Genomic DNA, 26,783 nt, shown 5'->3' with positions numbered 1-26,783 from the left:
CACCCGGAAGTACCTGCGGACCTGCTCACCGACGATGCGCAGGCGCTGGTGGACTCCGACGTCGACGTGGTCGTCGAGCTGATCGGCGGCATCGAGCCGGTGCGCACGTGGCTGCTGTCCGCGCTCCGGCAGGGCAAGTCGGTGGTGACGGCGAACAAGGCGCTGCTCGCCGACTGCTCGGCGGAACTGGCCGAGGCGGCCGACGCCACCGGCGCGGACCTGTACTTCGAAGCTGCCGTGGCCGGGGCCATCCCCCTGCTGCGGCCGCTGCGCGAGTCGCTGGCCGGTGACCGCATCACCAAGGTGATGGGCATCGTCAACGGCACGACGAACTACATCCTGTCGGCGATGGACTCGTCGGGCGCCAGCTACGCCGAGACGCTCGAGGAAGCCACCCGGCTCGGGTACGCCGAGGCGGACCCCACCGCCGACGTGGACGGCTACGACGCGGCGGCCAAGGCGGCCATTCTGGCCTCGCTGGCCTTCCACACCCGGGTGACCGCGGCGGACGTGCACCGCGAGGGCATCTCCGGCATCACCGCCACCGACATCGCGGCGGCCAAGGAGCTGGGCCGCACGGTGAAGCTGCTGGCCATCTGCGAGCGCGTGGTCGACCCGGTGGACGGCTCGGAGTCGGTGTCCGCCCGGGTGTACCCGGCGATGATCCCGCGCACGCACCAGCTCGCCGGGGTCGGCGGGGCCTTCAACGCGGTGTACGTGGAGGCCGACGCGGCGGGCGAGCTGATGTTCTTCGGTCAGGGCGCAGGCGGTGCCCCGACCGCGTCCGCGGTGCTCGGCGACCTGGTGGCGGTGGCGCGCAACCGGGTGCTCGGCAGCCGCGGGCCGCGCGAGTCGGCGCATGCCCAGCTGCCGATCCGGCCGATGGCCGACACGCCGACCAGGTACCACGTCAGCCTGGCGGTGCAGGACAAGCCGGGTGTGCTGGCCCAGGTGGCGCAGGTGTTCGCCGAACACGACGTCAGCATCGCCACGGTCCAGCAGCGGGACGCCGACGACACGGCGAGCCTGGTGATCGTCACGCACACGGCCACCGACGCGGCGCTGCGGGCCACGGTGCGGGACATCGAGCAGCTGCCCGTGGTGCACGAGGTGATCAGCGTGATGCGGGTCGAAGGTGAGGATGCATGAGCGCGCTGGGCATCATCGCGGCCTACCGGGACCGGATCACCGTCCCGGACGGCGCGGAGATCGTCACGCTTGGCGAGGGCGGCACACCGCTGGTGCCCGCCCGGCACGTCAGCGAGCTGACCGGGTGTGAGGTGTACCTGAAGGTCGAGGGCCTGAACCCGACCGGGTCGTTCAAGGACCGCGGGATGACCGTGGCCATCACGCACGCGCTGGCCAGCGGCACGCAGGCGGTGCTGTGCGCGTCCACCGGCAACACGTCCGCCTCGGCCGCTGCCTACGCCGCGCGCGCCGGCCTGACCTGTGCGGTGCTGGTGCCGCAGGGCAAGATCGCCATGGGCAAGCTGGCCCAGGCGGTGCTGCACGGGGCGAAGATCCTGCAGATCGACGGCAACTTCGACGACTGCCTGGAGCTGGCGGCGAAGACCACCGCCGAGCACCCGATCATGCTGGTGAACTCGGTCAACCCGGTGCGGCTGATCGGGCAGAAGACCGCGGCGTGGGAGATCTGCGACGTGCTCGGCCGGGCGCCGGACGTGCACTGCCTGCCGGTCGGCAACGCCGGGAACATCACCGCCTACTGGGCAGGCTACACCGAGTACGCCAAGGACGGTGTGGTCACCAGCACCCCGCGGATGTTCGGGTTCCAGGCGGCCGGGGCCGCGCCGCTGGTGCGCGGCGAGCCGGTGTCCAACCCGGACACCGTGGCGACCGCCATCCGGGTGGGCAGCCCGGCGTCGTGGGCGGGCGCGGTGGCCGCGCGCGACGAGTCCGGCGGCCTGTTCGAGGCGGTCACCGACGAGGAGATCCTGGCCGCCTACCGGATGCTGGCCGCCAAGGAAGGCGTGTTCGTCGAGCCGGCGTCGGCCACCGGTGTGGCCGGATTGCTGAAGGTGGCCGAGCAGGGGCGGCTCCCGCGCGGATCGCTGGTGGTGTGCACGGTCACCGGGCACGGCCTGAAGGACCCGGACACCGCGCTGACCGGCTGGACGGGTACCGGGGCGGCTCGCGTCGAGGCGCTGCCGGTGGACGCCGACGCCGTCGCGGAAGCGCTGGGACTGTCGTGACCGCGGTCAGGGTGCGGGTGCCCGCGTCCACCGCCAACCTCGGATCGGGCTTCGACACGATGGGAATGGCGCTGGCGCTCTACGACGTGGTCGAGGCCGAGATCGTCGACGACGGCCTGGCGGTGGACATCGTCGACACCGGCGCCGGCGGGGTGGACGCGCTCCCGCGCGACGAGAGCCACCTGGTGGTCCGTGCCGTGCGGCACACCGCGGACAGGATCGGGCTGAAGATCCCCGGGCTGCGGCTGACCTGCGCCAACGCCATCCCGCACGCGCGCGGCCTCGGCTCGTCCGCCGCGGCCGTGGTGGCCGGTGCGGCGGCCGCCTACGGCTTGGCGGGCAGGCCGCTGGACCGGGACGCGGTGCTGCAGCTGGCCGCCGGGTTCGAGGGACATGCGGACAACGCGGGCGCCAGCCTGCTCGGCGGAGTGGTGATCACCTGGATGGAGGGCGCCAGGTGGCAGGCCGCCCGGCTGGAGCCGCACCCGCAGGTGCGGCCGGTGATCGCCATCGCCGAGGAGAAGTCCTCCACCGCGGCCACCCGTGGCCTGCTGCCGGAGACGGTCCCGCACGCCGACGCCGCGCACGCCGCGGCTCGGGCGGCGCTCGGGGTGCACGCGCTCACCACCGATCCGAGCCTGCTGCTGCCCGGCACCGAGGACCGCTTGCACCAGCAGTACCGGGCGCCCGCCTACCCCAGGACGGCCGCGCTGGTCCAGCGGTTGCGAGAGCGGGGCGTGGCCGCCGCGGTGAGCGGTGCCGGGCCGTCGGTGCTGGCGCTGACCAGCGACGGCAGGCTGCCGGACGACGTGGACACCGAAGGCTTCCGGATCAAGGAGCTGCCGGTGGACATGGGCGGCGTGACCGTCGCGGCGGCGTGAGCGGGGCCCGAGCGGGCACCGAGCACGGCCGACGGACGTGTTGCTCACCGGTGACCGCGGGCAGGAACATCACCAGGTCGGGAACAACTCACCGGGGGGTGGTTGTTGCACCGAGTGAAGGGGCAGTCTAGGCTCAGAGGCGTTCGATCACCGTGCGCGCTCATGCCGCACCAGGTGTAAGCCTCTGGTTTTCTGCCGGAGTACATCATCTGTTTCATCCGCGTCCGTTCGAATATCGGGCTCGGTGACAGTCATCCGGTGCGGATGTCGTCACGCGGTGGCCGTTCTCGGCTCGTCCCAGCGGGGGACGGGCACATCCAGTGCGTGCGCCGCCGCAGCGATGTTTTATCTCTGCCGGCCGTTCGCACGGGGGGTGCATGGGCTTGCCCCGTGAGTTACAGATCGCTTTCGGCGCCTTCGGCGCGGATGGCGTTTGCATCGGTGTCCACCACGCGGGCATCGGTCAGGAAGGACATGCGTGAGCAACACCGATCTTCTCAGCGGTGACGCGGAGAATCAGACTTCATCTTCGCAATCTTCATCTTCGGGGAGCGACAACGTGACGGTCGAGACCGCACCGCAGGCCAGTGGCGAGGCGCCCGCGGCGCCCAAGAAGCGATCTGGCGGGCTGTCCAGCATGGTGATCGCGGAACTGCGACAGCTCGCCGGAGAGCTGGGCATCACCGGCATCTCGGGTATGCGGAAAGGGGAGCTGATCGCCGCCATCCGCGAGCGGCAGGGCACCCCGGCCCGCACCCGCAAGACCGCCAAGCAGGACGAAACGCTGCCACTGGACGGTGTCGACGGAAAGCCGGAAGGCACGGCGAAGGAGGGCGGGCAGCAGGAGCGCAAGCCCGAGCAGCAGGCCGCCGCCGATCCGGCGCAGCAGGGCGCTGCGCAGCAGGAGCAGGCGCAGCAGCAGGAGGCCAAGCAGCAGGAGGCGAAGCAGACGCGCCGCCGCCGCTCGTCGCGGCAGCAGGCGTCCGCCGACCAGCCGCAGCAGCAGGAGGAGGCGCAGCAGCCGGCGGCGGCAGGCCAGCAGGAGCAGCAGGCGGCTGCATCCGGCGACCAGGGCGGCGCCGACCAAGGCGCAGGCACGGCGGAGCGCGCCGAGCAAGGCGGCAAGGGTCAGGGCCAGCAGCAGGAGCAGGCGGCCAGGTCCGGCGAGCAGGGCAACCGCCAGAACGACCAGAACAACCGGCAGGGCGACGACGACCGTGGCAGCCGGCGCAGCCGGCGGTCGCGCGACCGGCGCCGCCGCAACCGGAACAGCGATTCGGGCAGCGGCGGTGACGCCGAGATCCGCGAGGACGACGTGCTGCTGCCGGTCGCCGGGATCGTCGACCTGCTGGACAACTACGCGTTCGTGCGCACCTCCGGTTACCTGCCGGGGCCGAACGACGTGTACGTGTCCATGTCGCTGGTGCGCAAGTACGGCCTGCGGCGCGGGGACGCCATCACCGGTGTGGTGCGGCAGCCGCGCGAGGGCGAGCAGCAGCGGCAGAAGTTCAACCCGCTGGTGCGGGTGGACGCCATCAACGGTCTGGACCCGGAGAAGGCCAAGAACCGGCCGGAGTTCCACAAGCTGACTCCGCTGTACCCGAACGAGCGGCTGCGCCTGGAGACCGAGCCGCACAAGCTGACCACCAGGGTGATCGACCTGATCATGCCGGTCGGCAAGGGCCAGCGGGCGCTGATCGTGTCCCCGCCCAAGGCGGGCAAGACGACGATCCTGCAGGACATCGCCAACGCCATCACCACCAACAACCCGGAGTGCTGGCTGATGGTGGTGCTGGTGGACGAGCGGCCGGAAGAGGTCACCGACATGCAGCGGAACGTCAAGGGCGAGGTGATCGCCTCGACGTTCGACCGCCCGCCGTCGGACCACACTTCGGTGGCCGAGCTGTCCATCGAGCGGGCCAAGCGGCTCACCGAGCTGGGCCACGACGTGGTGGTGCTGCTGGACTCGATCACCCGTCTCGGCCGGGCGTACAACCTGGCCGCGCCGGCCAGCGGCCGCATCCTGTCCGGTGGTGTCGACTCCACCGCGCTGTACCCGCCGAAGCGGTTCCTGGGCGCGGCGCGCAACATCGAGAACGGCGGTTCGCTGACCATCTTCGCCACGGCGATGGTGGAGACCGGCTCGACCATGGACACGGTGATCTTCGAGGAGTTCAAGGGCACCGGCAACGCCGAGCTGAAGCTGGACCGCAAGATCGCCGAGCGGCGGGTCTTCCCCGCGGTGGACGTCAACCCGTCCGGTACCCGCAAGGAGGAGCTGCTGCTGTCGCCGGACGAGCTGGCGGTGACGGTCAAGCTGCACCGGGTGCTGCACGCCCTGGACTCGCAGCAGGCCATCGACCTGCTGCTGAGCAGGCTGCGCAAGACCAAGAACAACGCCGAGTTCCTGATGCAGGTGGCCAAGACCGCGCCGGACGGCAACGGCGTCAACGGCGGCGACTGAGCGGGGCCGGACCGGGAATGCCCGCCGGGCGGGCCGCGTTGAGAGGCATGGCTGCCCGTCTGGCAGAATCGAGCAGCACGAGTCCGGTCCCGCTTCACCTCACCTGTCGGTCGAGGACCCGGGACCATCGAGAGAGGACACCATGAAGAGCGGTATTCACCCCGAGTACGTGCCGACCCAGGTGGTCTGCAGCTGCGGCAACAGCTTCGTCACCCGCAGCACCAAGTCCACCGGTCACATCCACGTCGAGGTTTGCTCCAACTGCCACCCCTTCTACACCGGCAAGCAGAAGATCCTGGACACCGGTGGCCGGGTGGCCAAGTTCGAGGCCCGTTACGGCAAGCGCAAGAAGTAATTGGACGCCTCGTCGCTGCAAGGCTTGCTCGACGAGTACGCCGAGCTGGAACGGCAACTCGCTGACCCAGCGGTGCACGCCGACGCCGTGCGGGCGCGCAAGCTGGGTCGGCGATACGCCGAACTGAAGCCGATCGTCACCACCTGCACCGAGCTGTCGTCGGCCCAGGACGACCTGGCCGCCGCGCGCGAGCTGGCGGCCGAGGACAAAAGCTTCGCCGACGAGGCCGAACAGCTGGCCAAGCGGGTGGAGCAGCTGGAGAACCGGCTCACCGAGCTACTGCTGCCCAGGGACCCGTACGACGCGTCGGACGTGATCCTGGAGGTCAAGTCCGGCGAAGGCGGGGAGGAGTCCGCGCTGTTCGCGGGCGACCTGCTGCGCATGTATCTGCGCTACGCCGAGCGGCAGGGCTGGAAGGCCACGGTGCTCAACGCCACCGACACCGGGCTGGGCGGCTACAAGGACGTCACGCTGTCCATCAAGGGCAAGGGTGACGGCCCGGACGGGGTCTGGGCCCGGTTGAAGTACGAGGGCGGCGTGCACCGCGTGCAGCGCGTGCCGGTCACTGAGGCGCAGGGCCGTATCCACACCTCCGCGGCCGGTGTGCTGGTGTACCCGGAGCCGGAAGAGGTCACCGTCGAGATCGACCCGAACGACCTCAAGATCGACGTGTTCCGGTCGTCCGGGCCGGGCGGGCAGAGCGTGAACACCACCGATTCCGCGGTGCGGGTCACCCACCTGCCCACCGGGCTGGTGGTGACCTGCCAGAACGAGAAGTCGCAGATCCAGAACCGGGCGCGAGCGATCCAGGTGCTGCAAGCCCGCCTGCAGGCCATGGCCGAGGAGGAGGCCGCGGCCAAGGCGGCCGACGCCCGTCGCTCGCAGGTGCGCACGGTCGACCGGTCGGAGCGGATCCGCACCTACAACTTCCCGGAGAACCGCATCTCGGACCACCGGGTCAACTACAAGGCCTACAACCTCGACCAGGTGCTGGACGGCGACCTGGACGCGGTGCTCGACGCACTGGCCGCCGCCGACCGGGCCGAGCGGCTGGCCGAGCACGCCAAGGCGCAGGCCGAGCGGACCGGGGCGTGAGCCTGCTCGCCCGCGGCGGTTCCTCCCTGCTCGGGCCGGTCTGCCCGGTTAGGCTGACGACGTGAAGCGGCAACCGTTGCGGTTGGCCATCCTGGAGGCCATCCGGATTTTCGAGCAGGCGGGGGTGCCCTCCCCGCGGGTGGACGCCGAAGTGCTGGCGGCCCACGTGCTCGGGGTCGACCGCAGCAGGCTGCCGCTGATCCCGCTGGTCGATCCCCCGGTGATCGAGGCGCTGCGGGAGCTGGTCGAGCAGCGCGCCAAGCGGGTGCCGCTGCAGCACCTGACCGGCGTGGCCACCATGGGCCCCGTCGACGTCGAGGTCGGTCCCGGGGTGTTCGTGCCGAGGCCGGAGACCGAGCTGATCCTGCAGTGGGGCCTGGAGCTGCTGAAGGGCCGGGAAGGCCCGGTGGTGATGGACCTGTGCACCGGGTCCGGCGCGCTCGCCCTGGCGATCCAGCACGAACGCCCGGACGCCCAGGTCTACGCGGTCGACAACGACCCGCAGGCGCTGGCGTGGGCCCGGCACAACGCGAACCGGCGCGCCGAGGCCGGTGACACGCCGATCAAGCTGTACTCCGGTGACGTGACCGATCCGCACCTGTTCAGCGAGCTGGACGGCGTGGTCGACCTGGTCGTGTGCAATCCGCCGTACGTGCCGCGCAACGCCCAGCTGCCACCCGAGGTGGCCGAGCACGATCCGCCGCAAGCGGTGTTCGCCGACGACGGCGGCTTGGCCATCATCCGTCACGTGGTCGCCATCGCCGCCCGGCTGCTGGTACCCGGCGGCGGCGTCGCGATCGAGCACGACGACAGTCACGGCGAAGCGGTGCCCGCGTTGCTGCGCAGCCGCCGTGTGCTCGGTGACGTGCGAGATCACAAGGATCTGGCCGGGCGGCCGCGCTTCGCCACGGCCGTGCGCGGCGCGCCGACCGAGTAGGCGTCACGCCACCTGCAGGTCCTTCGCCGTGAGCAGGTCGCGCACCCCGGTGGCCGCGACGCGGCCGGCCCGTGCCGCTCCGATGGTGCTGGCCGATGGTCCGTAGCCGACGAGGAACAGCCGTGGCTCGCGCACCGCTCGCGTGTTCACCACCGCGATCCCGCCCGCCGGTTCGCGCAGCTTGAGCGGAGCCAGGTGATCGACGGCGGGCCGGAAGCCGGTCGCCCACAGGATCACGTCGGCACGGACGAACCGCCCGTCGTCCCACGCCACGCCGTCCGGGGTGATCCGGTCGAACATCGGCAGCCGGTCGAGAGCGCCGCGCTTCCGCGCCGCCTCCACCTCGGGGGTCAGGCCGAGCCCGGTGTAGCTGACCACGCTGCGCGGTGGGCCGCCGCGAGCGGTGTTGGCCGCGACGGCCGCCTCCACCCGCCGGCCCCACTCCTCGGTGAACGCCCCGGCGGCACGGAACTCCGGCGGCCGCCTTGTCACCCACGTGGTGGTCGTGACCTGGGAGATCTCCGCCAGCTGCTGGGTGGCCGACGCGCCGCCGCCGACCACGACGACATGCTTGCCCGCGAAGGCGTCCGCACCGGGGTAGGCGGAGCTGTGCAGCTGCCATCCGCGGAACGTCTCCCGGCCGGGGTAGTAAGGAACGAACGGTTTGTCCCATGTGCCGGTGGCGTTCACCACGGTGTGGGCCAGCCACACCTCGGCGGAGGATTCGACGACGAGGCGGTCGCCCGAGTCGCGAACCGCGGCGACGTGGACCGGACGTCGCACGTTGAGCTGGAAGGTCCGCTCGTAGCGGGCGAAGTACTCGGAGACCACTTCGGCAGCGGGGCGCGAGGTGTCCTGCTCGCCGAGCGGCATGCCGGGCAGGTCGTGCACCCGATGGGCGGTGGACAGGGTCAGCGACGGCCAGCGGAACTGCCAGGCGCCGCCCGCGGCGGGGGAGTGATCGAGCACCACGTACTCGATGCCGAACTTGCGCAGGAAATAGGCGGTGGACAGCCCGGCCTGCCCGCCGCCGATCACCACGGTGTCGATCGGCGTGCCCGGCTGCGCTCCGCCGGCCGCCGGGTTCACCGGCGTGCCCGTCGCCCGGTCGAGCGGTCCGCTTGCTTGCCTGCTGCCCGGCGGGATCGCCCGGTCGAGCGGTTCACCTGCCTGACGGCCGGCCAGCTCGGTGCCGCCACCCCGGCCGAAGCCGTCGCGCTGAGTGCTCACACCTGGTGCAACACCGTGTGACGTCGCCGTCTTCCGGGCGATCGGCGACGTCACACCGGGCGCGGCGGCGGCGTGAGGGGCTTGGCGTGAGCAGGATCGCGGTCGGTCTAGGCTCACCGGAGTGAGCCAGGTGTACGACTGCGCGATACGTCAGCAGCGCGCCGACGGCATCGCGGCGGCGGCCGCCGCCGTCCGGTCCGCGCAGCTGGTGGTGCTGCCGACCGACACGGTCTACGGGATCGGCTGTGACGCCTTCGACGGTGCCGCGGTGCGCTCGTTGCTGGCGGCCAAGCGGCGCGGTCCGGACATGCCCGTCGGTGTGCTCGTCGGCTCCTGGGAGACCGTCGAAGGCCTGGTGCTCAGCGTGCCGAAGCAGGCATACACGCTCATCGAGGCGTTCTGGCCGGGCGATCTGTCCATCGTGCTGCCGCACGCGCCGAGCCTGTCGTGGGACCTGGGCAACACCCGCGGCACGGTGATGCTGCGGATGCCGTTGCACCCGGTCGCGCTCGAGCTGCTGCGCGAGGTCGGCCCGATGGCGGTGAGCAGCGCCAACAGGTCCGGTGAGCGGCCCGCCACCACCGCGACGGAGGCCGTCGAGCAGTTCGGCGACGACGTCTCGGTCTACCTCGACGGTGGCCCGTCCGGCGATCCCGTCCCGTCCACCATCGTCGACCTGACCGGCGACGAACCGGTGGTGCTGCGCACCGGATCGGTCGGCGTGGACGCGGTGTCCGAAGCGCTCGGCACCCAGGTGCAGGTCGCGGGTTGACGCCCATGACGACGGTCACCGTTCCCATCCGCGAGTACGTGCTCGTGGGCTTGATCACCGCCGCGCTGACGTTCCTGCTCACCGGCGTGGCCAGGGCCTTCGCCATGCGGGTCGGCGCGATGGCCTACCCGCGCGCGCGGGACGTGCACGCCAAGCCCATGCCGTACATGGGCGGCCTGGCCATGTACGCGGGCGTGGTGGGCGGCATGTTCCTGGCCCACCAGCTGCCGGTGCTGCGGGCGTCGTTCGAGTACTCGCTCGACCCGATCGGCGTGCTGGTCGGCGGCGGGCTGATCGTGCTGATCGGCGCGCTGGACGACCGCTTCGACCTGGACGCGTGGACCAAGCTGGCCGGCCAGATCACCTGCGCCGGACTGCTGGTGCTGTTCGGTGTGCAGTGGAACGCGTTCTGGGTGCCGTGGGGCGGCACCGCGGGCGACTTCGGCAGCTACCTGATCCTGGACGAGAACCAGGGCAGCCTGCTGGTGGTGCTGCTGGTCGTCACCATGGTCAACGCGATGAACTTCGTCGACGGCCTGGACGGGCTGGCGGCGGGCCTCGGTTTCATCACCGCCGCGGCCATCTGCGCGTTCTCCCTCGGCCTGCTGGCCAAGCCGGAGAGCAACGTGGACAGCTACCCGCCCGCGCTCATCGCCGCCACCCTGGCGGGCGCCTGCCTCGGCTTCCTACCGCACAACTTCCAGCCCGCCCGGCTGTTCATGGGCGACTCCGGATCGATGCTCATCGGGCTGATGCTGGCCGCGGCCAGCACGTCGGCTTCCGGCAGGCTTTCCCCGGAGCAGTACCAGGGCACCGACGTCGTCGCGCTGCTGTCGCCCGCCATCGTGGTGCTGGCCGTGCTGTTCATCCCCCTGCTGGATCTGGGCATGGCCATCATCCGCCGTACCCGGCGCGGGCTGAGCCTGATGCACGCCGACAAGATGCACCTGCACCACCGGCTGCTGCAGCTGGGCCACTCGCACCGCAGGGCGGTGCTGCTGATCTACATGTGGGCGGGGTTGCTGGCCTTCGGCGCGGTGGCGCTGACGTTGTTCGACCCGGTGCTGGTCGCGTGGGTGTTCGTGGCGGGCCTGCTGGTGGCGGTGATCGTCTCGGCGGTGCCTAGACTCAACCCGCGAAGCCGAAGCGAGGGAGTGGGCGAGTGAGCGAGGACGGCGCGACCGACAAGGCCACCGACGAGATCACCGAGGCGGCCGCGCAGGTGCCCAAGACGCACGCCGATTCGGTGCGGAAGCTGGCCGACGCCATGCTGCGCACCGCCGTGTGGCCGTCGGTGGGTGTGGTGGCCGCCGGCGCGCTCGTGGCCTGGCTGGCCGTCGGCCTGCCCGGCGTGTGGGGCGCGCTGCTCGGCGGAGCGATCGCGGTCGCGTCGTCGCTGCTCACCCTGGTGCTGATGAAGCAGTCCGCCGAGCTGCCGCCGCAGGTTGTGATGGCCGTCGCACTTGGTGGTTACGTAGTGAAGCTCGTCGCACTGCTGATCGTGGCCATCACCCTCAAGGGCGTTGCGTGGCTGCACCCGACGTCACTCGCGCTGACCCTGATCGCCGCCGTGGTGGTGTGGACCGGTGCCGAGGTGGTGGCCTTCCGGAGGACGAAAATCCCCACGTTGATCGTGTGACGCGGGGTCACGCGGCGGGAAAAGAGTACGCCCGTACGGCGGGCGAAACCGCAGCTGATAAGGTCACGCTCACCGGGCGGAGTTGCCAGGCAAGGTGCGGTTCACCCTCGGTCAAGGCCACCCGGACAGGTCAGGTACGTTAACCGCAGATCACGACGATTCCCCCGTCGGTGTGAAGCCGGCTGGGAGAACCGGAAGGAGCCCGTGCGTTGGACGCACAGGTACTGGCACAGGAAGACTTCGTCCCGCCGGGTGTGGCGGACTTCTTCCTCCCGCCGATTTTCGGCGGCGTGGACAAGGCGATGGTGCTGCTGGTGCTGTCGGTGCTGATCATCTCGGTCTTCTTCGTGGTGGCAGCCCGGCGCATGCAGGTCGTCCCGAGCCGCTTCCAGTTCATCGCCGAGTCGATCTACAACTTCCCGCGCAACAACATCGCGCGTGAGCAGCTCGGGTCGGAGCACTTCCGCCCGTTCATCCCGTTCTTCGTGGCGCTGTTCACCTTCATCCTGGTGAACAACCTGTACGGGATCATCCCCTTCATCCAGTTCCCGACGATGTCGCACATCGCCTTCCCGCTGGCGATCTCCGTGCTGATCGTCTACCCGATGTGGAACATCGTCGGCATTCGCAAGCACGGGTTCGTCGGGCACTTCAAGCACCAGCTGATGCCGCCAGGGGCGCCGACGCTGGTCTACTTCCTGCTGGTGCCCATCGAGCTGTTCATCAAGTTCTTCATGAACCCGCTCACGCTGGCGATCCGTGTGTTCGCCGCGATGTTCGCGGGCCACTTGCTGCTGTTGGTGTTCACCCTCGGCGGCGAGTACCTGTTGCTGGAAGCCGCTCCGGCGCTCAAGCCGGTGTCGCTGGTGTCATGGGCGGCGGTGATCGCCCTGACCTTCCTGGAGGCGCTGATCCAGGTCATCCAGGCGTACATCTTCGCGCTGCTGGCGGCCAGCTACGTCGGCCAGGCACTTGCCGAGGAGCACTGAGGAACACCGACCACCGAGACCAGGTAAGCAACCGCAAAGCCTGACGATCCGCAGACACGCGGACCGATTGGAAAGGGAAACATCAAGTGAGCACCGCAATGGTTCTGGCACAGGGTGCCCAGGAGGCTGTCGACATCAACCCGGGTCTTGCCGCGATCGGCTACGGCCTCGCCGCCATCGGCCCCGGCATTGGTGTGGGTCTGATCTGGTCGTCCGTCATCTCGGGCACCGCGCGGCAGCCGGAAGCCCAGGGCAAGCTGATGGGTATCGCGTGGCAGACGTTCGCCATCGTCGAGGTTCTCGCGCTGATCGGCTTCGTGCTGTTCTTCATGGCCGGCTGATCCCGGTCGCCGACCCGATCCCGTTGGAGTTGTAGATGACGACGGCAATCCTCCTGGCCGCCGCCGAGGAGCACAACCCGGTCTTCCCGAAGCCGGCCGAGATCGTGCTCGGCCTGATCGCGTTCGGGATCCTGGTGTTCGTCCTGTGGAAGTTCGCGGTCCCGAAGTTCGAAGAGGCCTACGCCAAGCGGACGGAGGAGATCGAGGGCGGAATCCGCAAGGCCGAGCAGGCGCAGGCGGAAGCCGAGCGGGCGCGTCAGCAGTACACCGCACAGCTGGCCGAGGCGCACAGCGAAGCCGCCAAGATCCGCGACGACGCCCGGCTGGAGGCGGAGCGGATCCGCGAGGAAGCGCGGGCCGAGGCCCAGGCCGAGGCGGAGCGCATCGTCGCGGCAGGCAAGGCCCAGCTGGAGGCCCAGCGCCAGCAGGTGATCGCCGAGCTGCGCGCCGAGTACGGCCGCAACGCTGTCGAGCTGGCGAGCCGCATCGTCGGTGAGGCGCTCGAGGACGAAACCCGCAGGCGCCGGACCGTCGAGCGGTTCCTGGCGGAGCTGGATGCTCAGGGAGCGAGGAACTAGGTGACTGCCGCACCATCCATGCACGCCGCCAGCCGCGAGGCGCTGGCCGCCGCCGAGCACCGGTTGGACGGGGTGCTGAGCGGATCCGATGCCGACGCGAAGACGGTCGGCGCCGAGCTGGCCGCCTTCGCGCAGGTGCTGCGCAGGGAGGTGTCGCTGCGCCGCGCGCTGGCCGACCCGTCGGCCGCAGAGGCGGCCCGCGTCGGGCTGGTGCGCAACCTGGTCGGCGCCAAGCTCAGCGCGGCGACGGTGCAGGTGCTCGAGACGGTGGCGGAAAGCCGCTGGTCCAACCCGCGTGAGCTGGCCGACGGGGTGCGCACGCTGGCCGCCGATGCGCTGCTGGCGGCCGCCGAGGCCGACGGCAAGCTCGACACCGTCGAGTCGGAGCTGTTCGCCACCGCCCGGCTGCTCGACCGGACCCCCGAGCTCGAGCAGGCACTCGGCGACCCCGCCGCGCCCGCCGAGGCCAAGCGGCAACTCGTCGACTCCGTCTTCGGCGGCAAGGTCTCCCCGCTGACGCAGTCGCTGATCGAGCAGGTCGTGGCCGACCCGGCCGGCCGTTCCGTGGCGCACGGGCTGGACGGCATCGCCGAACTGGCCGCCAAGCGGCGCGAGCGGTCGGTGGCGCACGTCACGACGGCCGTGCCGCTGACCGACGACGAACGCAACCAGCTGGCGGACAAGCTGGAACGGATCTACGGGCGCCCGATCGCGGTGCACGTCGAGGTCCAGCCGAACGTGCTGGGCGGCATCGTGGTCAAGGTCGGTGACGAGGTCATCGACGGCAGCGCGGCGGGCCGCATCGCGGCGCTGCGCGGTCAGCTGGCCGGCTAGCGGCAACACGAACTTTGTCAGTGGATACGAGATAGTGAGAGCGGGAAACTTTCATGGCGGAGCTGACGATCTCCTCGGACGAGATCCGCAGTGCGATCGAGAACTACGTCTCGAGTTACTCCCCGGACACCAGCCGGGAAGAGGTCGGGGTCGTCGTCGACGCGGGTGACGGCATCGCGCACGTCGAGGGCCTGCCCTCGACGATGGCCAACGAGCTGCTGGAGTTCCCCGGCGGCGTGCTCGGCGTCGCGCTGAACCTGGACCCCCGGGAAGTCGGTGTCGCCATCCTCGGTGACTTCGAGTCGATCGAGGAGGGCCAGCAGGTCAAGCGCACCGGTCAGATCCTGTCGGTGCCGGTGGGGGATGCGTTCCTCGGCCGTGTGATCAACCCGCTCGGGCAGCCGATCGACGGTCTCGGCGAGATCGAGGCCACCGGTCGCCGTGCGCTCGAGCTGCAGGCGGCGTCGGTGGTGCAGCGCAAGCCGGTGCACGAGCCGCTGCAGACCGGCATCACCGCGATCGACGCGATGACCCCGATCGGCCGCGGTCAGCGCCAGCTGATCATCGGTGACCGCAAGACCGGCAAGACCTCGGTCTGCGTGGACACGATCATCAACCAGCGGTCCAACTGGAAGACCGGCGACCCGAAGAAGCAGGTGCGCTGCATCTACGTGGCCGTCGGCCAGAAGGGCTCGACCATCGCCAGCGTGAAGAAGACGCTGGAGGACCACGGCGCGATGGAGTACACCACCATCGTGGCCGCCCCGGCGTCCGACTCCGCGGGCTTCAAGTGGATCGCCCCGTACGCCGGCTCGGCGCTCGGCCAGCACTGGATGTACGAGGGCAAGCACGTCCTGATCATCTTCGACGACCTGACCAAGCAGGCGGAGGCCTACCGGGCCATCTCGCTGCTGCTGCGCCGCCCGCCGGGTCGTGAGGCGTTCCCGGGTGACGTGTTCTACCTGCACTCCCGGTTGCTGGAGCGGTGCGCGAAGCTGTCCGACGAGATGGGCGGCGGCTCGCTGACCGGCCTGCCGGTCATCGAGACCAAGGCCAACGACGTGTCGGCCTACATCCCGACCAACGTCATCTCGATCACCGACGGGCAGTGCTTCTTCCAGTCCGACCTGTTCAACTCGGGTCAGCGGCCGGCCATCGACGTCGGTATCTCGGTGTCCCGCGTCGGTGGTGACGCGCAGATCAAGGCGATGAAGAAGGTCGCTGGCTCGCTGCGTATCGACCTGTCGCAGTACCGCGAGCTGGAGGCGTTCGCCGCGTTCGCCTCCGACCTGGACGAGGCCTCCAAGCGCCAGCTGGACCGCGGTGCCCGGCTGTACGAGGTGCTCAAGCAGCGCGAGTACTCGCCGATTCCGGTCGAAGAGCAGGTGGTGACCGTCTACCTGGGCACCAACGGGCACTTCGACGACGTGCCGCTGGAGGACGTGCGCCGGTTCAACGCCGAGATCATCGAGCACATCCGGCACAAGCACGAGGGCATCCTGGCGGAGATCCGGGACACCGGCGACTTCTCCGACGAGCTCGCCAACCGGCTGGTCGAGGTCACCAAGGAGTTCAAGAAGGGCTTCGTGACCTCGGAGGGCACGCCGCTGGTGGAGGCCGAGGCCGAGGCGATGGACGAGGAGAAGGTCGGGCAGGAGACCGTCAAGGTCGCCAAGCCCGCCCCGAAGTGATGACGGTGATGTGCGGAGCATCGACGGTGCGGCGCGTTAGGACGGTGAGCTAGATGGGCGCGCAACTTCGCGAACTTCGGGCCAGGGTCAAGGCGACCAAGTCCATCGGCAAGATCACCAAGGCGATGGAGCTGATCGCCACCTCGCGCATCGCCAAGGCGCAGGCGCGAGTCGAGGCGGCCCGGCCGTACAGCTCGGAGATCACCACGGCGCTGTCCGAGCTGGCCACGGCCGCCACGACGCTGGACAACCCGCTGCTGACCGAACGGGAGAACCCGCGCCGGGCCGCCGTGCTGGTGGTCACCAGCGACAAGGGCCTCTGTGGTGGGTACAACGCCAACGTGCTGCGCACCACCGAGGAGCTGCTGGCGCTGCTGCGGGAGCAGGGCAAGGAGCCGGTGCTGTTCGTCATCGGCGCCAAGGGCGTGAACTACTACCGGTTCCGCAACCGGGAGATCGCGGCCAGCTGGACCGGGTTCAGCGACCAGCCGCAGTACGTGCACGCCCGCGAGGCAGGCGAGACGATGGTCAAGCTGTTCCTCGCAGGCGCGGACGACGTCGGCGACAGCGGCGGGGCGGACGGCATCGTCGGGGTGGACGAGCTGCACATCGTCTACACCGAGTTCCGCTCGATGCTCACCCAGACCCCGCAGGCCAAGCGGATCGCCCCGCTGGAGGTCGAGTACGTCGAGGAGGGTGAAGCGACGTCGGCGCCCCAGCTGCGTTCGGTCTACGATTTCGAACCGGACGCGGACACGCTGCTCGACGCGCTGCTGCCCAAGTACATCAACACCAGGATCTATGCGGCCTTGCTGGAGTCGGCGGCCTCCGAGCTCGCGGCCAGGCGGACTGCGATGAAGGCGGCATCGGACAACGCCAACGAGCTGGTGCAGACCCTGACCAGGGAGATGAACCAGGCTCGCCAGGCCCAGATCACCCAGGAGATCAGCGAAATCGTCGGCGGCGCGGACGCGCTGGCCGCAGCAGGAAGTGATGAGTGAGATGACCACCACTGCAGACACCGCAGCCAAGACCGAAGGCGCCGTCGGGCGGATCGTCTCCGTCACCGGCCCCGTCGTCGACGTCGAGTTCCCGCGCGGGCAGGTCCCGAACATCTACAACGCGCTGAAGGTCGAGGTCGAGTTCGAGGAGCTGCGCAAGACCGTCACGCTCGAGGTGGCCCAGCACCTGGGTGACAACATGGTGCGCACCATTTCGCTGCAGCCGCAGGACGGCCTGGTGCGCGGCGCCCCGGTGCGGGACACCGGCGGCCCGATCACCGTCCCGGTGGGTGACAAGGTCAAGGGCCACGTGTACAACGCGCTCGGTGACTGCCTCGACCAGCCGGGCTACGGCGAGGACCTGGAGCGGTGGAGCATCCACCGTGACCCGCCGGCGTTCGACCAGCTGGAGGGCAGCACCAAGATCCTGGAGACGGGCCTGAAGGTCATCGACCTGCTGACCCCGTACGTGCAGGGTGGCAAGATCGGTCTGTTCGGCGGCGCGGGCGTCGGCAAGACGGTGCTGATCAAGGAAATGATCACCCGTGTGGCCAAGAACTTCGGTGGTACCTCGGTGTTCGCCGGCGTCGGCGAGCGCACCCGTGAGGGCACCGACCTGTTCCTCGAGCTGAGCGAGGACGGCACGATCAACGACACCGCCCTGGTGTTCGGTCAGATGGACGAGCCGCCGGGCACCCGTATGCGGGTGGCGCTGTCCGCGCTGACCATGGCGGAGTACTTCCGCGACGTGCAGGGTCAGGACGTGCTGCTGTTCATCGACAACATCTTCCGGTTCACCCAGGCCGGTTCCGAGGTGTCCACGCTGCTCGGCCGTATGCCGTCGGCGGTGGGTTACCAGCCGACGCTGGCCGACGAGATGGGCGTGCTGCAGGAGCGGATCACCTCGGTGCGCGGCCGGTCGATCACCTCGATGCAGGCCATCTACGTGCCGGCGGACGACTACACCGACCCGGCCCCGGCGACCACGTTCGCCCACCTGGACGCCACCACGGAGCTGTCCCGTGCGGTGTTCCAGAAGGGCATCTTCCCGGCGGTCGACCCGCTGGCGTCCACGTCGACCATCCTCGAGCCGGGCATCGTCGGTGAGGAGCACTACCGGGTCGCCTCCGAGGTCATCCGGATCCTGCAGAAGTACAAGGAGCTGCAGGACATCATCGCCATCCTCGGTATGGACGAGCTGTCCGAAGAGGACAAGATCACGGTGCACCGGGCGCGCCGGATCGAGCGGTTCCTGTCGCAGAACATGCTGGTGGCCGAGACGTTCACCGGCATCCCCGGTTCGACGGTGCCGCTGAGCGAGACCATCGAGGCGTTCGACAAGATCACCAAGGGCGAGTACGACCACTACCCGGAGCAGGCGTTCCTGGGCATCGGTGGTCTGGACGACCTGGAGAAGAAGTACCGCGAGCTGACCAAGTGAGGCTCGAGGTTCACGCCGCACCAAGTACACTCGGCCACTCCGGCCGGACGAGTTGCGAGGAGTTGCAGTGGCGGAGATGACCGTCGAGCTGGTCGCCGTGGAGCGGCGGCTGTGGTCGGGCAAGGCGAACTTCGTCGTGGCCCAGACCACGGAGGGCGAGATCGGTATCCTGCCCGGCCACCAGCCCATGTTCGGCCAGCTGGTGGAAGGCGGCGTGGTGTCCATCACCACCACCGACGGCGAGCACGTGGGCGCCGCGGTGCACGGCGGTTTCTTGTCCGTGACCGCCGACGCGGTCCGCGTGCTGGCGGAGTCGGCCGAGCTGGGTGAGGAGATCGACGTCGAGCAGGCGCGGCAGCAGCTCAGCTCTGCCGAGGACGAAACGGAAAGGGCCAAAGCCCAAGCGCGATTGCGCGCCGCTGGGCAGAAGGCCTGAGCGGACAGCGGGGCGAGGTGGTCGTGAGCATCACAACGGTGGTCATCGGTCTCCTCGCCCTGATCGGCGTCGTCGTCTGCTGGGGTGCATGGCGCTGGCGCAACGTGCGCCGCAGCGGTGGCATCACGGTGGCGTTGCGCTGGCGCACGGGTCGGCGCGGCGGTGAGATCGCGGGCTGGCACCTGGGTATCGGCCGGTACCGGGGCGAGCAGTTCCTGTGGTTCCGGGTGCTGAGCCTGCGCAACGGCCCGGACCGGGTGCTCAGTCGCGCCGATCTGCACATCACCGAACGGCGCGAGCCGTCGCGGGAGGAGCAGTACACGCTGCCGGTCGGCGCGAAGGTGCTGCGCTGCACGTCGTCCGCTGGCCCGGACATCGAGATCGCGATGGACCCGGGGGCGCTCACCGGCTTCTTGTCCTGGCTGGAGTCGGCGCCCCCGGGGCACCAGGTCCCGCGCGCTTCCTGACGGCGCCGGGGCCTGTCGTGTTTCCTGGGGCTACTTGCCGCCCGGCTGCCAGAGCACGTCGCCGTCCGGGTTGGCCACCCTGGCCAGGATGAACAGCAGGTCGGACAGCCGGTTCAGGTAGCGGATGGCCAGCGGGTTGGTGGTGTCCTGCTCGGCTTCCCACAACTGCCATGCCGAGCGTTCCGCCCGGCGTGCCGTGGTCCTGGCCTGGTGCAGCAGCGCCGCGCCCGGGGTCCCGCCGGGCAGGATGAACGAGGTGAGCTTGCCGAGCCGTTCGTTGAACTCGTCGCACCACCGCTCCAGCCGCTCGATGTAGCTGTCGGTGATGCGCAGCGGCGGGTGCTTGGGGTTGGCCACGACCGGAGTGCACAGGTCGGCGCCGACGTCGAACAGATCGTTCTGCACGCGCTTGAGCACGGCCACGACGTCGTCGGGCAGCCGGCCGATGGCCAGCGCGACCCCGATGGCCGAGTTCGTTTCGTCCACGTCGGCGTAGGCGCCGATGCGCGGGGACGATTTCGGCACGCGGGTGCCGTCTCCGAGTGCCGTGGTGCCGTTGTCGCCGACGCGGGTGTACACCCGGTTGATCCTCACTGCCATGCATCGACCCTAGCCGGATCGCGGCCCGGCACACCCGGGCTGCGACATAACACACTGCGGCGCATTCGTTCCCAGTGATCGGCCGTCTGCGCAGGTCACCGGCATAGTGGGAAAATCGTGCCCTTGCATTGGCGGCAGCTTGTGCGAAGGTCACCAGCGTCGAGCTGGACCACGCGAGGGGGAGCTGCTCATGACTGTCCGCCGTAAGATCGCTTCGACGTGCGCCGCCCTGACGGTCGCGGTCGCCGTGATCGCGGGGATCGCGGTGGCTGCCTGGCTGCCGTCCGCTTCGGCCGCGCAGTGGCCGCTGGCGCGGGAGGGGCATCGTGGCCCCAACGTCACCACGGTGCAGTACCTGGTGACTGCGCACGGGCATCCGACCGATCCCGACGGCGTGTTCGGGCCGAACACCGCGGCCGCGGTGCGGGCGTTCCAGCAAGCCAAGGGGCTCGGCGTCGACGGCATCGTCGGTGACGAGACCTGGCCCGCGCTGGTGATCGAGGTCGCCGAGGGCGCGAACGCGCCTGCCGCGGTCAACGCGGCGAAGGTGCAGCTGAACAAGCACGGTGCCCAGTTCGCTCTGGACGGTGTCTTCGACGCCGCGATGGCCGATGCGGTGCGCTCCTTCCAGTCCGAGCACGGCTTGCCGGCCACCGGCACCGTCGACACCGCGACCTGGCGGGCCTTGGTGTCGACGTCCTCGATCGACTACTCGTTGCCGGTCGCCAGGGACACGCTGCCGCGCAGCGAGTACGACGACCCGCACCACGACTACCCAGCGATCGACCTGCCGGTCGCCGAGGGCACGCCGGTTCTGGCGATCAGGGGCGGGGAAGCGACCCCGGTCAACGACAGCAGCTGCGGCTACGGCGTGGTCATCCAGGCCACCGACGGCGGCCGCTACAGCTACTGCCACTTCCGCCAGCCCGCCCTGGTGAGCGGCGCGGTCACTACCGGGCAGCACATCGGGTACTCCGGCAACACCGGCAACTCCACCGGACCGCACCTGCACGTCGGCATCCGCCGCAACGGGGTGTCGGTGTGCCCGCAGCCGCTGCTGCTGGCGATCTACGACGGCGTGACCCCGCCGTCGATCGCCGAGCTGCCGACCAGCGGGTGCACGTACTGACCGTGCCCCGTTGCGCGGTCACCGGTGCGCTCCCGGCATGATGGCCTCGTGAGTGAGCACTTCGACGTCTACGGCGGCGCTCGCCTCGAGGGCGAGGTGGAGGTCGTCGGTGCGAAGAACAGCGTGCTGAAGCTGATGGCCGCGGCATTGCTGGCCGAGGGCACCACGACCATCACCAACTGCCCGGAGATCCTGGACGTCCCGCTGATGGCGGACGTCCTGCGCAGCGTCGGCTGCGAGGTCGATCTGCAAGGCGACACGGTGCGCATCACCACGCCCGCGGAACTGTCGTACCGTGCGGACACCCCGGCGATGGGCAAGCTGCGCGCGTCGGTGTGCGTGCTCGGGCCGTTGGTCGGAAGGCTCAAGCGGGCCGTGGTCGCCCTGCCGGGCGGCGACGCGATCGGGTCGCGGCCGCTGGACATGCATCAGAACGGGCTGCGTAAGCTCGGTGCCACCACCGAGATCGCGCACGGGTGCGTGGTGGCGGAAGCCGAAGGGCTGCGCGGTGCCCAGATCTGGCTGGACTTCCCCAGCGTGGGTGCCACGGAGAACATCCTGATGGCCGCCGTGCTGGCCAAGGGCACCACGGTGATCGACAACGCCGCGCGCGAGCCGGAGATCGTCGACCTGTGCCGGATGCTGCAGCAGATGGGCGCGCAGATCGAGGGCGCGGGGACCTCCACCCTCACCGTGCACGGCGTCGACGAGCTACGCCCGACGACGCACCGGGTGGTCGGGGACCGGATCGTCGGTGCGACGTGGGGTTTCGCCGCTGCGATCACCCGCGGCGACGTGACGGTGCGCGGAGTCGATCCGCACCACCTCGACCTGGTGCTGGAGAAGCTGCGGCTGGCCGGTGCCGACGTGACCACGTTCGACAACGGCTTCCGGGTGGTGCAGCCGGACCGGCCGAAGGCGGTCGACTTCGTGACCCTGCCGTACCCCGGGTTCGCCACCGACCTGCAGCCGTTCGCCGTGGCGTTGTCGGCGATCTCCGAGGGCACGGCGATGATCACCGAGAACGTCTACGAGGCGCGGTTCCGGTTCATCGACGAGATGAAGCGCCTCGGGGCGGACGCCAGGACCGACGGCCACCACGCGGTGGTGCGCGGCGTCGAACGGCTTTCCAGCGCCCCGGTGTGGGCCTCCGACATCAGGGCGGGTGCCGGGCTGGTGCTCGCCGGGCTGGTCGCCGACGGCGTCACCGAGGTGTGGGACGTCTTCCACATCGACCGCGGCTATCCGCACTTCGTGGAGAACCTGAACCGGTTGGGCGCCCGGGTGGAGCGGATCACGACCTCGCCCGATCGCGGCTGATGCCGTCCGCCCGCCGGGCCGAGCAGGTCACGCGTCGTGCCGGCCTTGCGGACGACATTGTGGGGGTGGCCGCAGTCCCAGCACGGGTCTGCAGGTTCTCGGGTGGCCTGTGGGCAGGCCGAGGATCTGCCCGCGCCTGCGCAGGTCCGCGGGTTCGCGGGTTGATCTGCGTTCTTCCGTCCAGAGGAGCGCGCGGGGCGGGCCCGCGGGTTCGCGCAGCGGCCTACTCGGTGGCGAGTGCGACGCCGAAACCGACCAGCGCCGTGCCGGTGAGGGCGTCGATGGCGCGACGGACTCCGGTGCGGGAGATCCACATGCGCACCTTGTGCACGCCCACCAGCACGGCCAGCTGCCAGATCACACCGGCAGCCACCACCGTGTAGGCGAGCGCCAGCGCGTCCAGCGTGGTGGCCGTGGCCGGATCGAGGAACTGCGGCAGCACCGACAGGAAGAACACCAGCACCTTCGGGTTGGTGATGTTGGTGAGGAACCCTTCGGTGAACCGCCGCCAGAGGCGAGTGTTCTGGCGCTGCATGCCGACCTGGGCGTAGTCGCCGCGCTTGGCCGCGCGGAGCGCCTGGATGCCGAGGTAGCACAGGTAGACCACGCCTGCCCAGCGGATGACCTCGAACACCACCTGATAGCGGACCACGAACGCCCCGAGGCCGAAGCCGACGGCCGTGGCCTGGATGAGGCAGCCGGTGGTGATGCCGCAGATGGTCGTCAGCCCGGCGCGGAAGCCACCGGCCAGGCCGTTCTTGAGCACGACGAGGGTGTCCGGTCCTGGTGCCAGCGCGATGAGCAACGCGAACACCAGGAAGGTGGTGTAGTCGCTCCAGGTCATGGATCCACGTTAACCGGGCAAACGGGGCGGTGGCTGGAGATTGTCGGCCGTCTGCGTCACACCGTGTCCCGACGACCGCGGCGGCGGCCCGCCGGTGGGCATCCCGCGTGGATCGGGTGCCCACCGGCACGGTCGAGACACTGGCCTGCAAGGCCGAGGGGATCCCGCCGTGGATCGGGTGCCCACCGGCAGGTGGGCGGCCGCCGGATCACGGGTTCGACCAGGAATGGCTCCACGGGTCGTACTGACTGCTGGGTTTCGCCTTCGCCAACGCGCGATGACGGAACACCAGGTAGCCGGCACCGGCGAGCACGCCGAGTGCGCCCGCCCAGGCGAGGGTGCTCAGCATGTCCGCCCAGAATCCGATGCCTGCCGGATTGGCGATGACGGCGATGCGTCCATCTTGGCTGAAGTACAGATCGCCGTTGCCGTTCACGCCCCACAGCTGCGTCGGGCCGACGGTACCGTCGGAATCGCTGGAACCTCGGTGGATCGTGGTGATCTCACCGTTCGGGGCGATGCGCCGGATGTCGCCGAAACTGGCGACGTAGATGGTGTGGTCGTCGGCGACCGCGACGTCCGAGGGGGAGGGCAGGACCGCGTCGGTGGCTGCACCGCCGTCGCCGTAGTCGTCCTCGGTAGTGACGTCGCCCTCGCCGTTGCCCGCGACCACGGTTCGCTTGCCGTCCGGGCCGATCCGATAGACGCGGTGCTCGGCCCTGTCGGCGACGTACACGACTCCGTCGGCGGCCGGGGCGATCCGGAACCTGTGCTGCTGGCTCGACCGGTCCAGGATCGCGGTCAGCCGCCCGTCGTCGTTCACGCGGAAGACACCCCAACGATCGACGAAGTACAGGGCTCCGTCCGGGGACACGGCCACCTGGTAGACCTGGCTCAGTGCGGTTTCCCAGGCGATCTTGCCGTCCTCCGGCCGGCCTGCGCCGTAGCCGGCGACGAGGACGGGGCCACCACTGTCCGGAAGCCGCCAGATCGCCTCGTCGGTTGCCACGAACAGGGTGCCGTCGGGACCGATCGCCATCATCGTCGGCGGCCGCGGGGTGTTGTCGAACAGGCTGAGCAACGCAGGCGAGTCGACGGGGTGCATCCGGCCGGCGCGGTCGACGCGGTAGAACCGGCCGGAGTCGGCGAAGTACAGCTCACCGGTGGTGGGATCGACGGCGGCGCTGCTGACGACGTTCAGCTGGACGTCCGTCGCACGGGGAGCCTGCTGGTCGCCCGCTTCGCGCAAGTCGATCAACGTGCTGATCGTGCCGTCGTCGATCACCCTGATCCGCCGGTCGCTCGTGCCCACCACGAGGGCGCCGTCGGAGCCGACGTCGACGGTGATGGGTTCGTGCAGCGCGGCCGCGGTCGCCGGGCCCTTGTCGCCGGAGGTGGTGCGTTCGCCGGTTCCGGCCACGGTGCTGATGCGGCCCGATCGGTCGACGGCCCGGACGCGGTTGTTCTTCGAGTCGGCGATGTACAGCGTGCCGTCCGGCCCCACCGCGAGGTCCGCCGGTGCGTTGAGGCGTGCCGAGGGCGCCTGGCCACCGTCCCCGTCGTAGCCGCCCAGATCGTCGAAGCCGCCCGCAACCGTGAAGATCCGGCCGTCGGGGCGGACCCCTCGGACGGCATGGAGGGGACCGGACGACCATCTCTCGGCGAAGTAGACGGTTCCGTCGTCGGCAACGGCCAGTGCTGTCGGCTGCTCCACGATAGCCTGACGGGCGAGCCGAGCCGCGTAGCTGCCGCCGCCACCGGCGACCGTGGTCACCTTCCCAGCCGGAGACACCTTGACGATGTGCGCGTTGCCCGCGTCGGCGACGTAGAGCTGGCCGTGCCGGTCGAGCTCGACGTCCGTCGGGCTGATGTCGGTGGTCTCGCCCTTCCCGGCAGGCGCCTGCACGTCGACGGTCTTCAGGTAGGTGCCGATGGTCCCGTCGGGGCCGACCCGCCACACCCGCTGCGCTCCGGGGTCGGCGATGAACAGCTCGCCGTCGTCTCCGACGGCGACCGACGACGGAGCCGACAGGTCGGTTTCCCTGGCAGGTTCGCCGTCGGCCGCTGAGAACTCGGTGCCCATGTTTCCGGTCCCGGCGACGACGGTGCGGGTGCCGTCGGGTGCGATCTTGCTGACGACGTGCCGGGCGGGCTCGGCGATGTAGTACGAGCCGTCCGGTCCGACGGCACCCTTGCCGATCGGGGCGAGTCCGTGCTCCGGGATCGTGTCCACCGGTGGCGGGGAGGACTCGAATGTCTCGTCGTCCCGCGACCCCTGGTGTCCGCCGCCTGCCACGGTGCGGACCGTGCCGGTGTCGGCGCCTGCCACCGGGGACCATGTGCTCGGTTGCGGTGCGGCGCCCGGCTGGGCGCGGCGGGTGCCGACCCGCACGATCTGGGTGTGGGTGCTGCCGAGGATGTCGCCGTCCGGCCCGATGGCGATGTTCCTGACCGGCCGGTGCAGGTGGATCGCCGGAGCGATCGACGTGATGGTTCCGTCGGCGTCGATGCGCTTGATCGAGGAGTTGCCCGCGTCGACGAAGTAGATGGTGCCCTCGTCGTCGACGGCCACGTCGGTCAGGTGCTGGCTGACCTGTGCCTGGTCCGCCGGGCCGCCATGGCCGGAGTTGCCCGTGCCGCGCGCGCCGACCAGCCGGGTGACCGTGCCGTCGGGCGTGATGCGCCACAGGCTGGCCGCCCGGGAATCGGCGGCCACCACGTTGCCCGCGTTGTCGGTCGCGATCGCGAAGGAGGGTTCGTCGTCGAAGTGTTCGTCGTCCGGTGTCGACGCCGGGAGGTCCGTGGGCAGATCGTCGGCGGTGACGAGCGTGGTGACTTTGCCGTGTGTGTCGAGCCGTCCGACGAATCGATCCGAGCTGGCCAGGTACACCGTGCCGTGGCGATCGACCGCGATGTCGTCGATGCGGGAGGCAAACGCGTCGGTGGGGAATGCGTCGGCGAGCTGCTTCACGTTGCCGTGTCGATCGGCCACGCACAGGCCTTGCCGGCCGTGAAGTTCGGCGCCGAAGTAGACCTTTCCGTCACCGGATGTGGCGATTGCCTGGCTGACCTTGCCGTACTGGTCGGACTTGCCTGCATCGAACAGCGTCCTGATCGTGCCGTCGGTGTCGATCTCGCGGATCCGCCTGCCGTCGGCATCCGCGACGTAGAGCGTCCCGTCCGGACCGGCGGCGATGCTCAGCCCCTTGCCGGACTGAGCTTCCCCGTCGGCGATCCCGTTGCCGTCGTGCCCCGGCTTGGGCAGGGTGGCGACGACCTCGGTCTGACCAACCACCGGTCCGCCGTTTGTTTGCTGTTCGGGTTTGTCGCGGGCCGCATGCTCGTCGTCCGGCATGACGAGCACACTCGCTCCGCCGAGCGTGATCGCGGCCGCGACCCCCGCGATCAGAAGCCGCTGTGCGACTGTGGTCATGACACCTCCCGAAGCGCCCGGGAGAACCGATCGCCTGCACCCGGTGGTTTCCCGCATCGGCGACGTACAGGGTGCCGTCCGGTGCCACGGCGA

25 protein-coding genes and 1 pseudogene are annotated in these 26,783 nt (G+C 70.0%); 21 read left to right on the top strand and 5 right to left on the bottom strand.

The genetic code is table 11. The features are described 5' to 3' along the window. The 7 genes from CXP56_RS13240 to prmC form a co-directional block, all read left to right on the top strand. Positions 1-1,149 (top strand): homoserine dehydrogenase (locus CXP56_RS13240; protein ID WP_286901290.1); only part of this gene is annotated, 1,149 nt, incomplete at its 5' end. Continuing rightward, positions 1,146-2,213, top strand: a complete 1,068-nt coding sequence (thrC, locus tag CXP56_RS13235) for a threonine synthase (protein WP_286901289.1) — start codon at positions 1,146-1,148, stop codon at positions 2,211-2,213. The genes CXP56_RS13240 and thrC, both read left to right, overlap by 4 nt. Further along, positions 2,210-3,094, top strand: coding sequence for a homoserine kinase (gene thrB / locus CXP56_RS13230; protein ID WP_028847874.1), 885 nt, complete (start codon positions 2,210-2,212; stop codon positions 3,092-3,094). Before thrC ends, thrB begins: the two co-directional genes overlap by 4 nt. Positions 3,095-3,572: 478 nt before the next feature. Then, entirely contained in the window at positions 3,573-5,558 is a 1,986-nt protein-coding gene (rho, locus tag CXP56_RS13225; RefSeq protein ID WP_286901287.1) for a transcription termination factor Rho, read from the top strand. Between the two features lie 142 nt (positions 5,559-5,700). Then, the gene (gene rpmE, locus CXP56_RS13220) at positions 5,701-5,913 is read left to right on the top strand and encodes a 50S ribosomal protein L31 (protein ID WP_028847876.1); all 213 of its coding nucleotides are present in this window, start codon (positions 5,701-5,703) and stop codon (positions 5,911-5,913) included. Continuing rightward, the gene (gene prfA, locus CXP56_RS13215; protein WP_286901286.1) at positions 5,914-7,008 is read left to right on the top strand and encodes a peptide chain release factor 1; all 1,095 of its coding nucleotides are present in this window, start codon (positions 5,914-5,916) and stop codon (positions 7,006-7,008) included. Positions 7,009-7,069: 61 nt separating this feature from the next. After that, the gene (prmC, locus tag CXP56_RS13210; RefSeq protein WP_028847878.1) at positions 7,070-7,945 is read left to right on the top strand and encodes a peptide chain release factor N(5)-glutamine methyltransferase; all 876 of its coding nucleotides are present in this window, start codon (positions 7,070-7,072) and stop codon (positions 7,943-7,945) included. Positions 7,946-7,948: 3 nt separating this feature from the next. Here prmC and CXP56_RS13205 read toward each other — a convergent pair whose 3' ends face one another. Next, on the bottom strand, positions 7,949-8,995 hold the full coding sequence (locus CXP56_RS13205; protein ID WP_028847879.1) for an NAD(P)-binding domain-containing protein: 1,047 nt from the start codon (positions 8,993-8,995) through the stop codon (positions 7,949-7,951). Positions 8,996-9,296: 301 nt separating this feature from the next. Here CXP56_RS13205 and CXP56_RS13200 point away from each other — a divergent pair, with 301 nt between their 5' ends. The 12 genes from CXP56_RS13200 to CXP56_RS13145 all read left to right on the top strand — a co-directional run bounded on the left by CXP56_RS13200 (position 9,297) and on the right by CXP56_RS13145 (position 19,364). After that, complete coding sequence (locus CXP56_RS13200) at positions 9,297-9,947, top strand: L-threonylcarbamoyladenylate synthase (RefSeq protein ID WP_028847880.1); 651 nt, start codon at positions 9,297-9,299, stop codon at positions 9,945-9,947. Between the two features lie 5 nt (positions 9,948-9,952). Next, complete coding sequence (locus CXP56_RS13195; RefSeq protein ID WP_084609228.1) at positions 9,953-11,113, top strand: glycosyltransferase family 4 protein; 1,161 nt, start codon at positions 9,953-9,955, stop codon at positions 11,111-11,113. After that, entirely contained in the window at positions 11,110-11,586 is a 477-nt protein-coding gene (locus CXP56_RS13190; RefSeq protein WP_245566659.1) for a Cg1360 family ATP-synthase-associated protein, read from the top strand. The genes CXP56_RS13195 and CXP56_RS13190 overlap by 4 nt, the downstream gene beginning before the upstream one ends. Positions 11,587-11,795: 209 nt before the next feature. Next, positions 11,796-12,575, top strand: coding sequence for a F0F1 ATP synthase subunit A (gene atpB, locus CXP56_RS13185; RefSeq protein ID WP_286901284.1), 780 nt, complete (start codon positions 11,796-11,798; stop codon positions 12,573-12,575). A 98-nt stretch (positions 12,576-12,673) separates the two neighbouring features. Continuing rightward, positions 12,674-12,916 (top strand): ATP synthase subunit C-like protein, encoded by a 243-nt coding sequence (locus CXP56_RS13180; protein WP_286901292.1) that lies wholly within the window; start codon positions 12,674-12,676, stop codon positions 12,914-12,916. 35 nt (positions 12,917-12,951) lie between these two features. After that, positions 12,952-13,494, top strand: coding sequence for a F0F1 ATP synthase subunit B (locus CXP56_RS13175; RefSeq protein ID WP_028847885.1), 543 nt, complete (start codon positions 12,952-12,954; stop codon positions 13,492-13,494). An 18-nt stretch (positions 13,495-13,512) separates the two neighbouring features. Beyond that, positions 13,513-14,328 carry a F0F1 ATP synthase subunit delta gene (locus CXP56_RS13170; RefSeq protein WP_286901291.1) on the top strand — a complete coding sequence of 272 codons (816 nt, stop codon included), beginning with the start codon at positions 13,513-13,515 and terminating at the stop codon, positions 14,326-14,328. A 53-nt stretch (positions 14,329-14,381) separates the two neighbouring features. After that, positions 14,382-16,019 (top strand): F0F1 ATP synthase subunit alpha, encoded by a 1,638-nt coding sequence (gene atpA, locus CXP56_RS13165; RefSeq protein WP_028847887.1) that lies wholly within the window; start codon positions 14,382-14,384, stop codon positions 16,017-16,019. 53 nt (positions 16,020-16,072) lie between these two features. Beyond that, positions 16,073-17,020, top strand: coding sequence for a F0F1 ATP synthase subunit gamma (locus CXP56_RS13160; RefSeq protein WP_028847888.1), 948 nt, complete (start codon positions 16,073-16,075; stop codon positions 17,018-17,020). A gap of 1 nt (position 17,021) precedes the next feature. After that, on the top strand, positions 17,022-18,461 hold the full coding sequence (gene atpD / locus CXP56_RS13155; RefSeq protein WP_028847889.1) for a F0F1 ATP synthase subunit beta: 1,440 nt from the start codon (positions 17,022-17,024) through the stop codon (positions 18,459-18,461). A 67-nt stretch (positions 18,462-18,528) separates the two neighbouring features. Continuing rightward, positions 18,529-18,897, top strand: a complete 369-nt coding sequence (locus CXP56_RS13150) for a F0F1 ATP synthase subunit epsilon (RefSeq protein WP_028847890.1) — start codon at positions 18,529-18,531, stop codon at positions 18,895-18,897. Between the two features lie 23 nt (positions 18,898-18,920). Further along, the gene (locus CXP56_RS13145; RefSeq protein ID WP_286901283.1) at positions 18,921-19,364 is read left to right on the top strand and encodes a DUF2550 domain-containing protein; all 444 of its coding nucleotides are present in this window, start codon (positions 18,921-18,923) and stop codon (positions 19,362-19,364) included. 30 nt (positions 19,365-19,394) lie between these two features. Here CXP56_RS13145 and CXP56_RS13140 read toward each other — a convergent pair whose 3' ends face one another. After that, positions 19,395-19,964 (bottom strand): cob(I)yrinic acid a,c-diamide adenosyltransferase, encoded by a 570-nt coding sequence (locus tag CXP56_RS13140; protein ID WP_028847892.1) that lies wholly within the window; start codon positions 19,962-19,964, stop codon positions 19,395-19,397. 190 nt (positions 19,965-20,154) lie between these two features. On the opposite strand from CXP56_RS13140, the gene CXP56_RS13135 reads away from it, so the two are divergent. Continuing rightward, entirely contained in the window at positions 20,155-21,093 is a 939-nt protein-coding gene (locus CXP56_RS13135) for a peptidoglycan-binding protein (protein ID WP_038045055.1), read from the top strand. Between the two features lie 48 nt (positions 21,094-21,141). Further along, positions 21,142-22,413, top strand: a complete 1,272-nt coding sequence (gene murA / locus CXP56_RS13130) for a UDP-N-acetylglucosamine 1-carboxyvinyltransferase (protein ID WP_286901281.1) — start codon at positions 21,142-21,144, stop codon at positions 22,411-22,413. A 223-nt stretch (positions 22,414-22,636) separates the two neighbouring features. Here murA and CXP56_RS13125 read toward each other — a convergent pair whose 3' ends face one another. From CXP56_RS13125 to CXP56_RS19070, 3 genes and pseudogenes are all read right to left on the bottom strand, one after another. After that, positions 22,637-23,257: a LysE family translocator gene (locus CXP56_RS13125; RefSeq protein ID WP_028847894.1), complete on the bottom strand. Its 621-nt coding sequence runs from the start codon at positions 23,255-23,257 to the stop codon at positions 22,637-22,639. A 208-nt stretch (positions 23,258-23,465) separates the two neighbouring features. After that, positions 23,466-26,690 (bottom strand): NHL domain-containing protein, encoded by a 3,225-nt coding sequence (locus tag CXP56_RS13120; RefSeq protein ID WP_286901280.1) that lies wholly within the window; start codon positions 26,688-26,690, stop codon positions 23,466-23,468. A 34-nt stretch (positions 26,691-26,724) separates the two neighbouring features. Next, positions 26,725-26,783 (bottom strand): annotated as a pseudogene (locus CXP56_RS19070) (hypothetical protein); the annotation flags it as partial.

It is taken from the genome of Thermocrispum sp., from assembly GCF_002919275.1.
GTDB lineage: Bacteria > Actinomycetota > Actinomycetes > Mycobacteriales > Pseudonocardiaceae > Thermocrispum > Thermocrispum agreste.
This window is presented reverse-complemented; position numbering and strand designations above follow the sequence as displayed.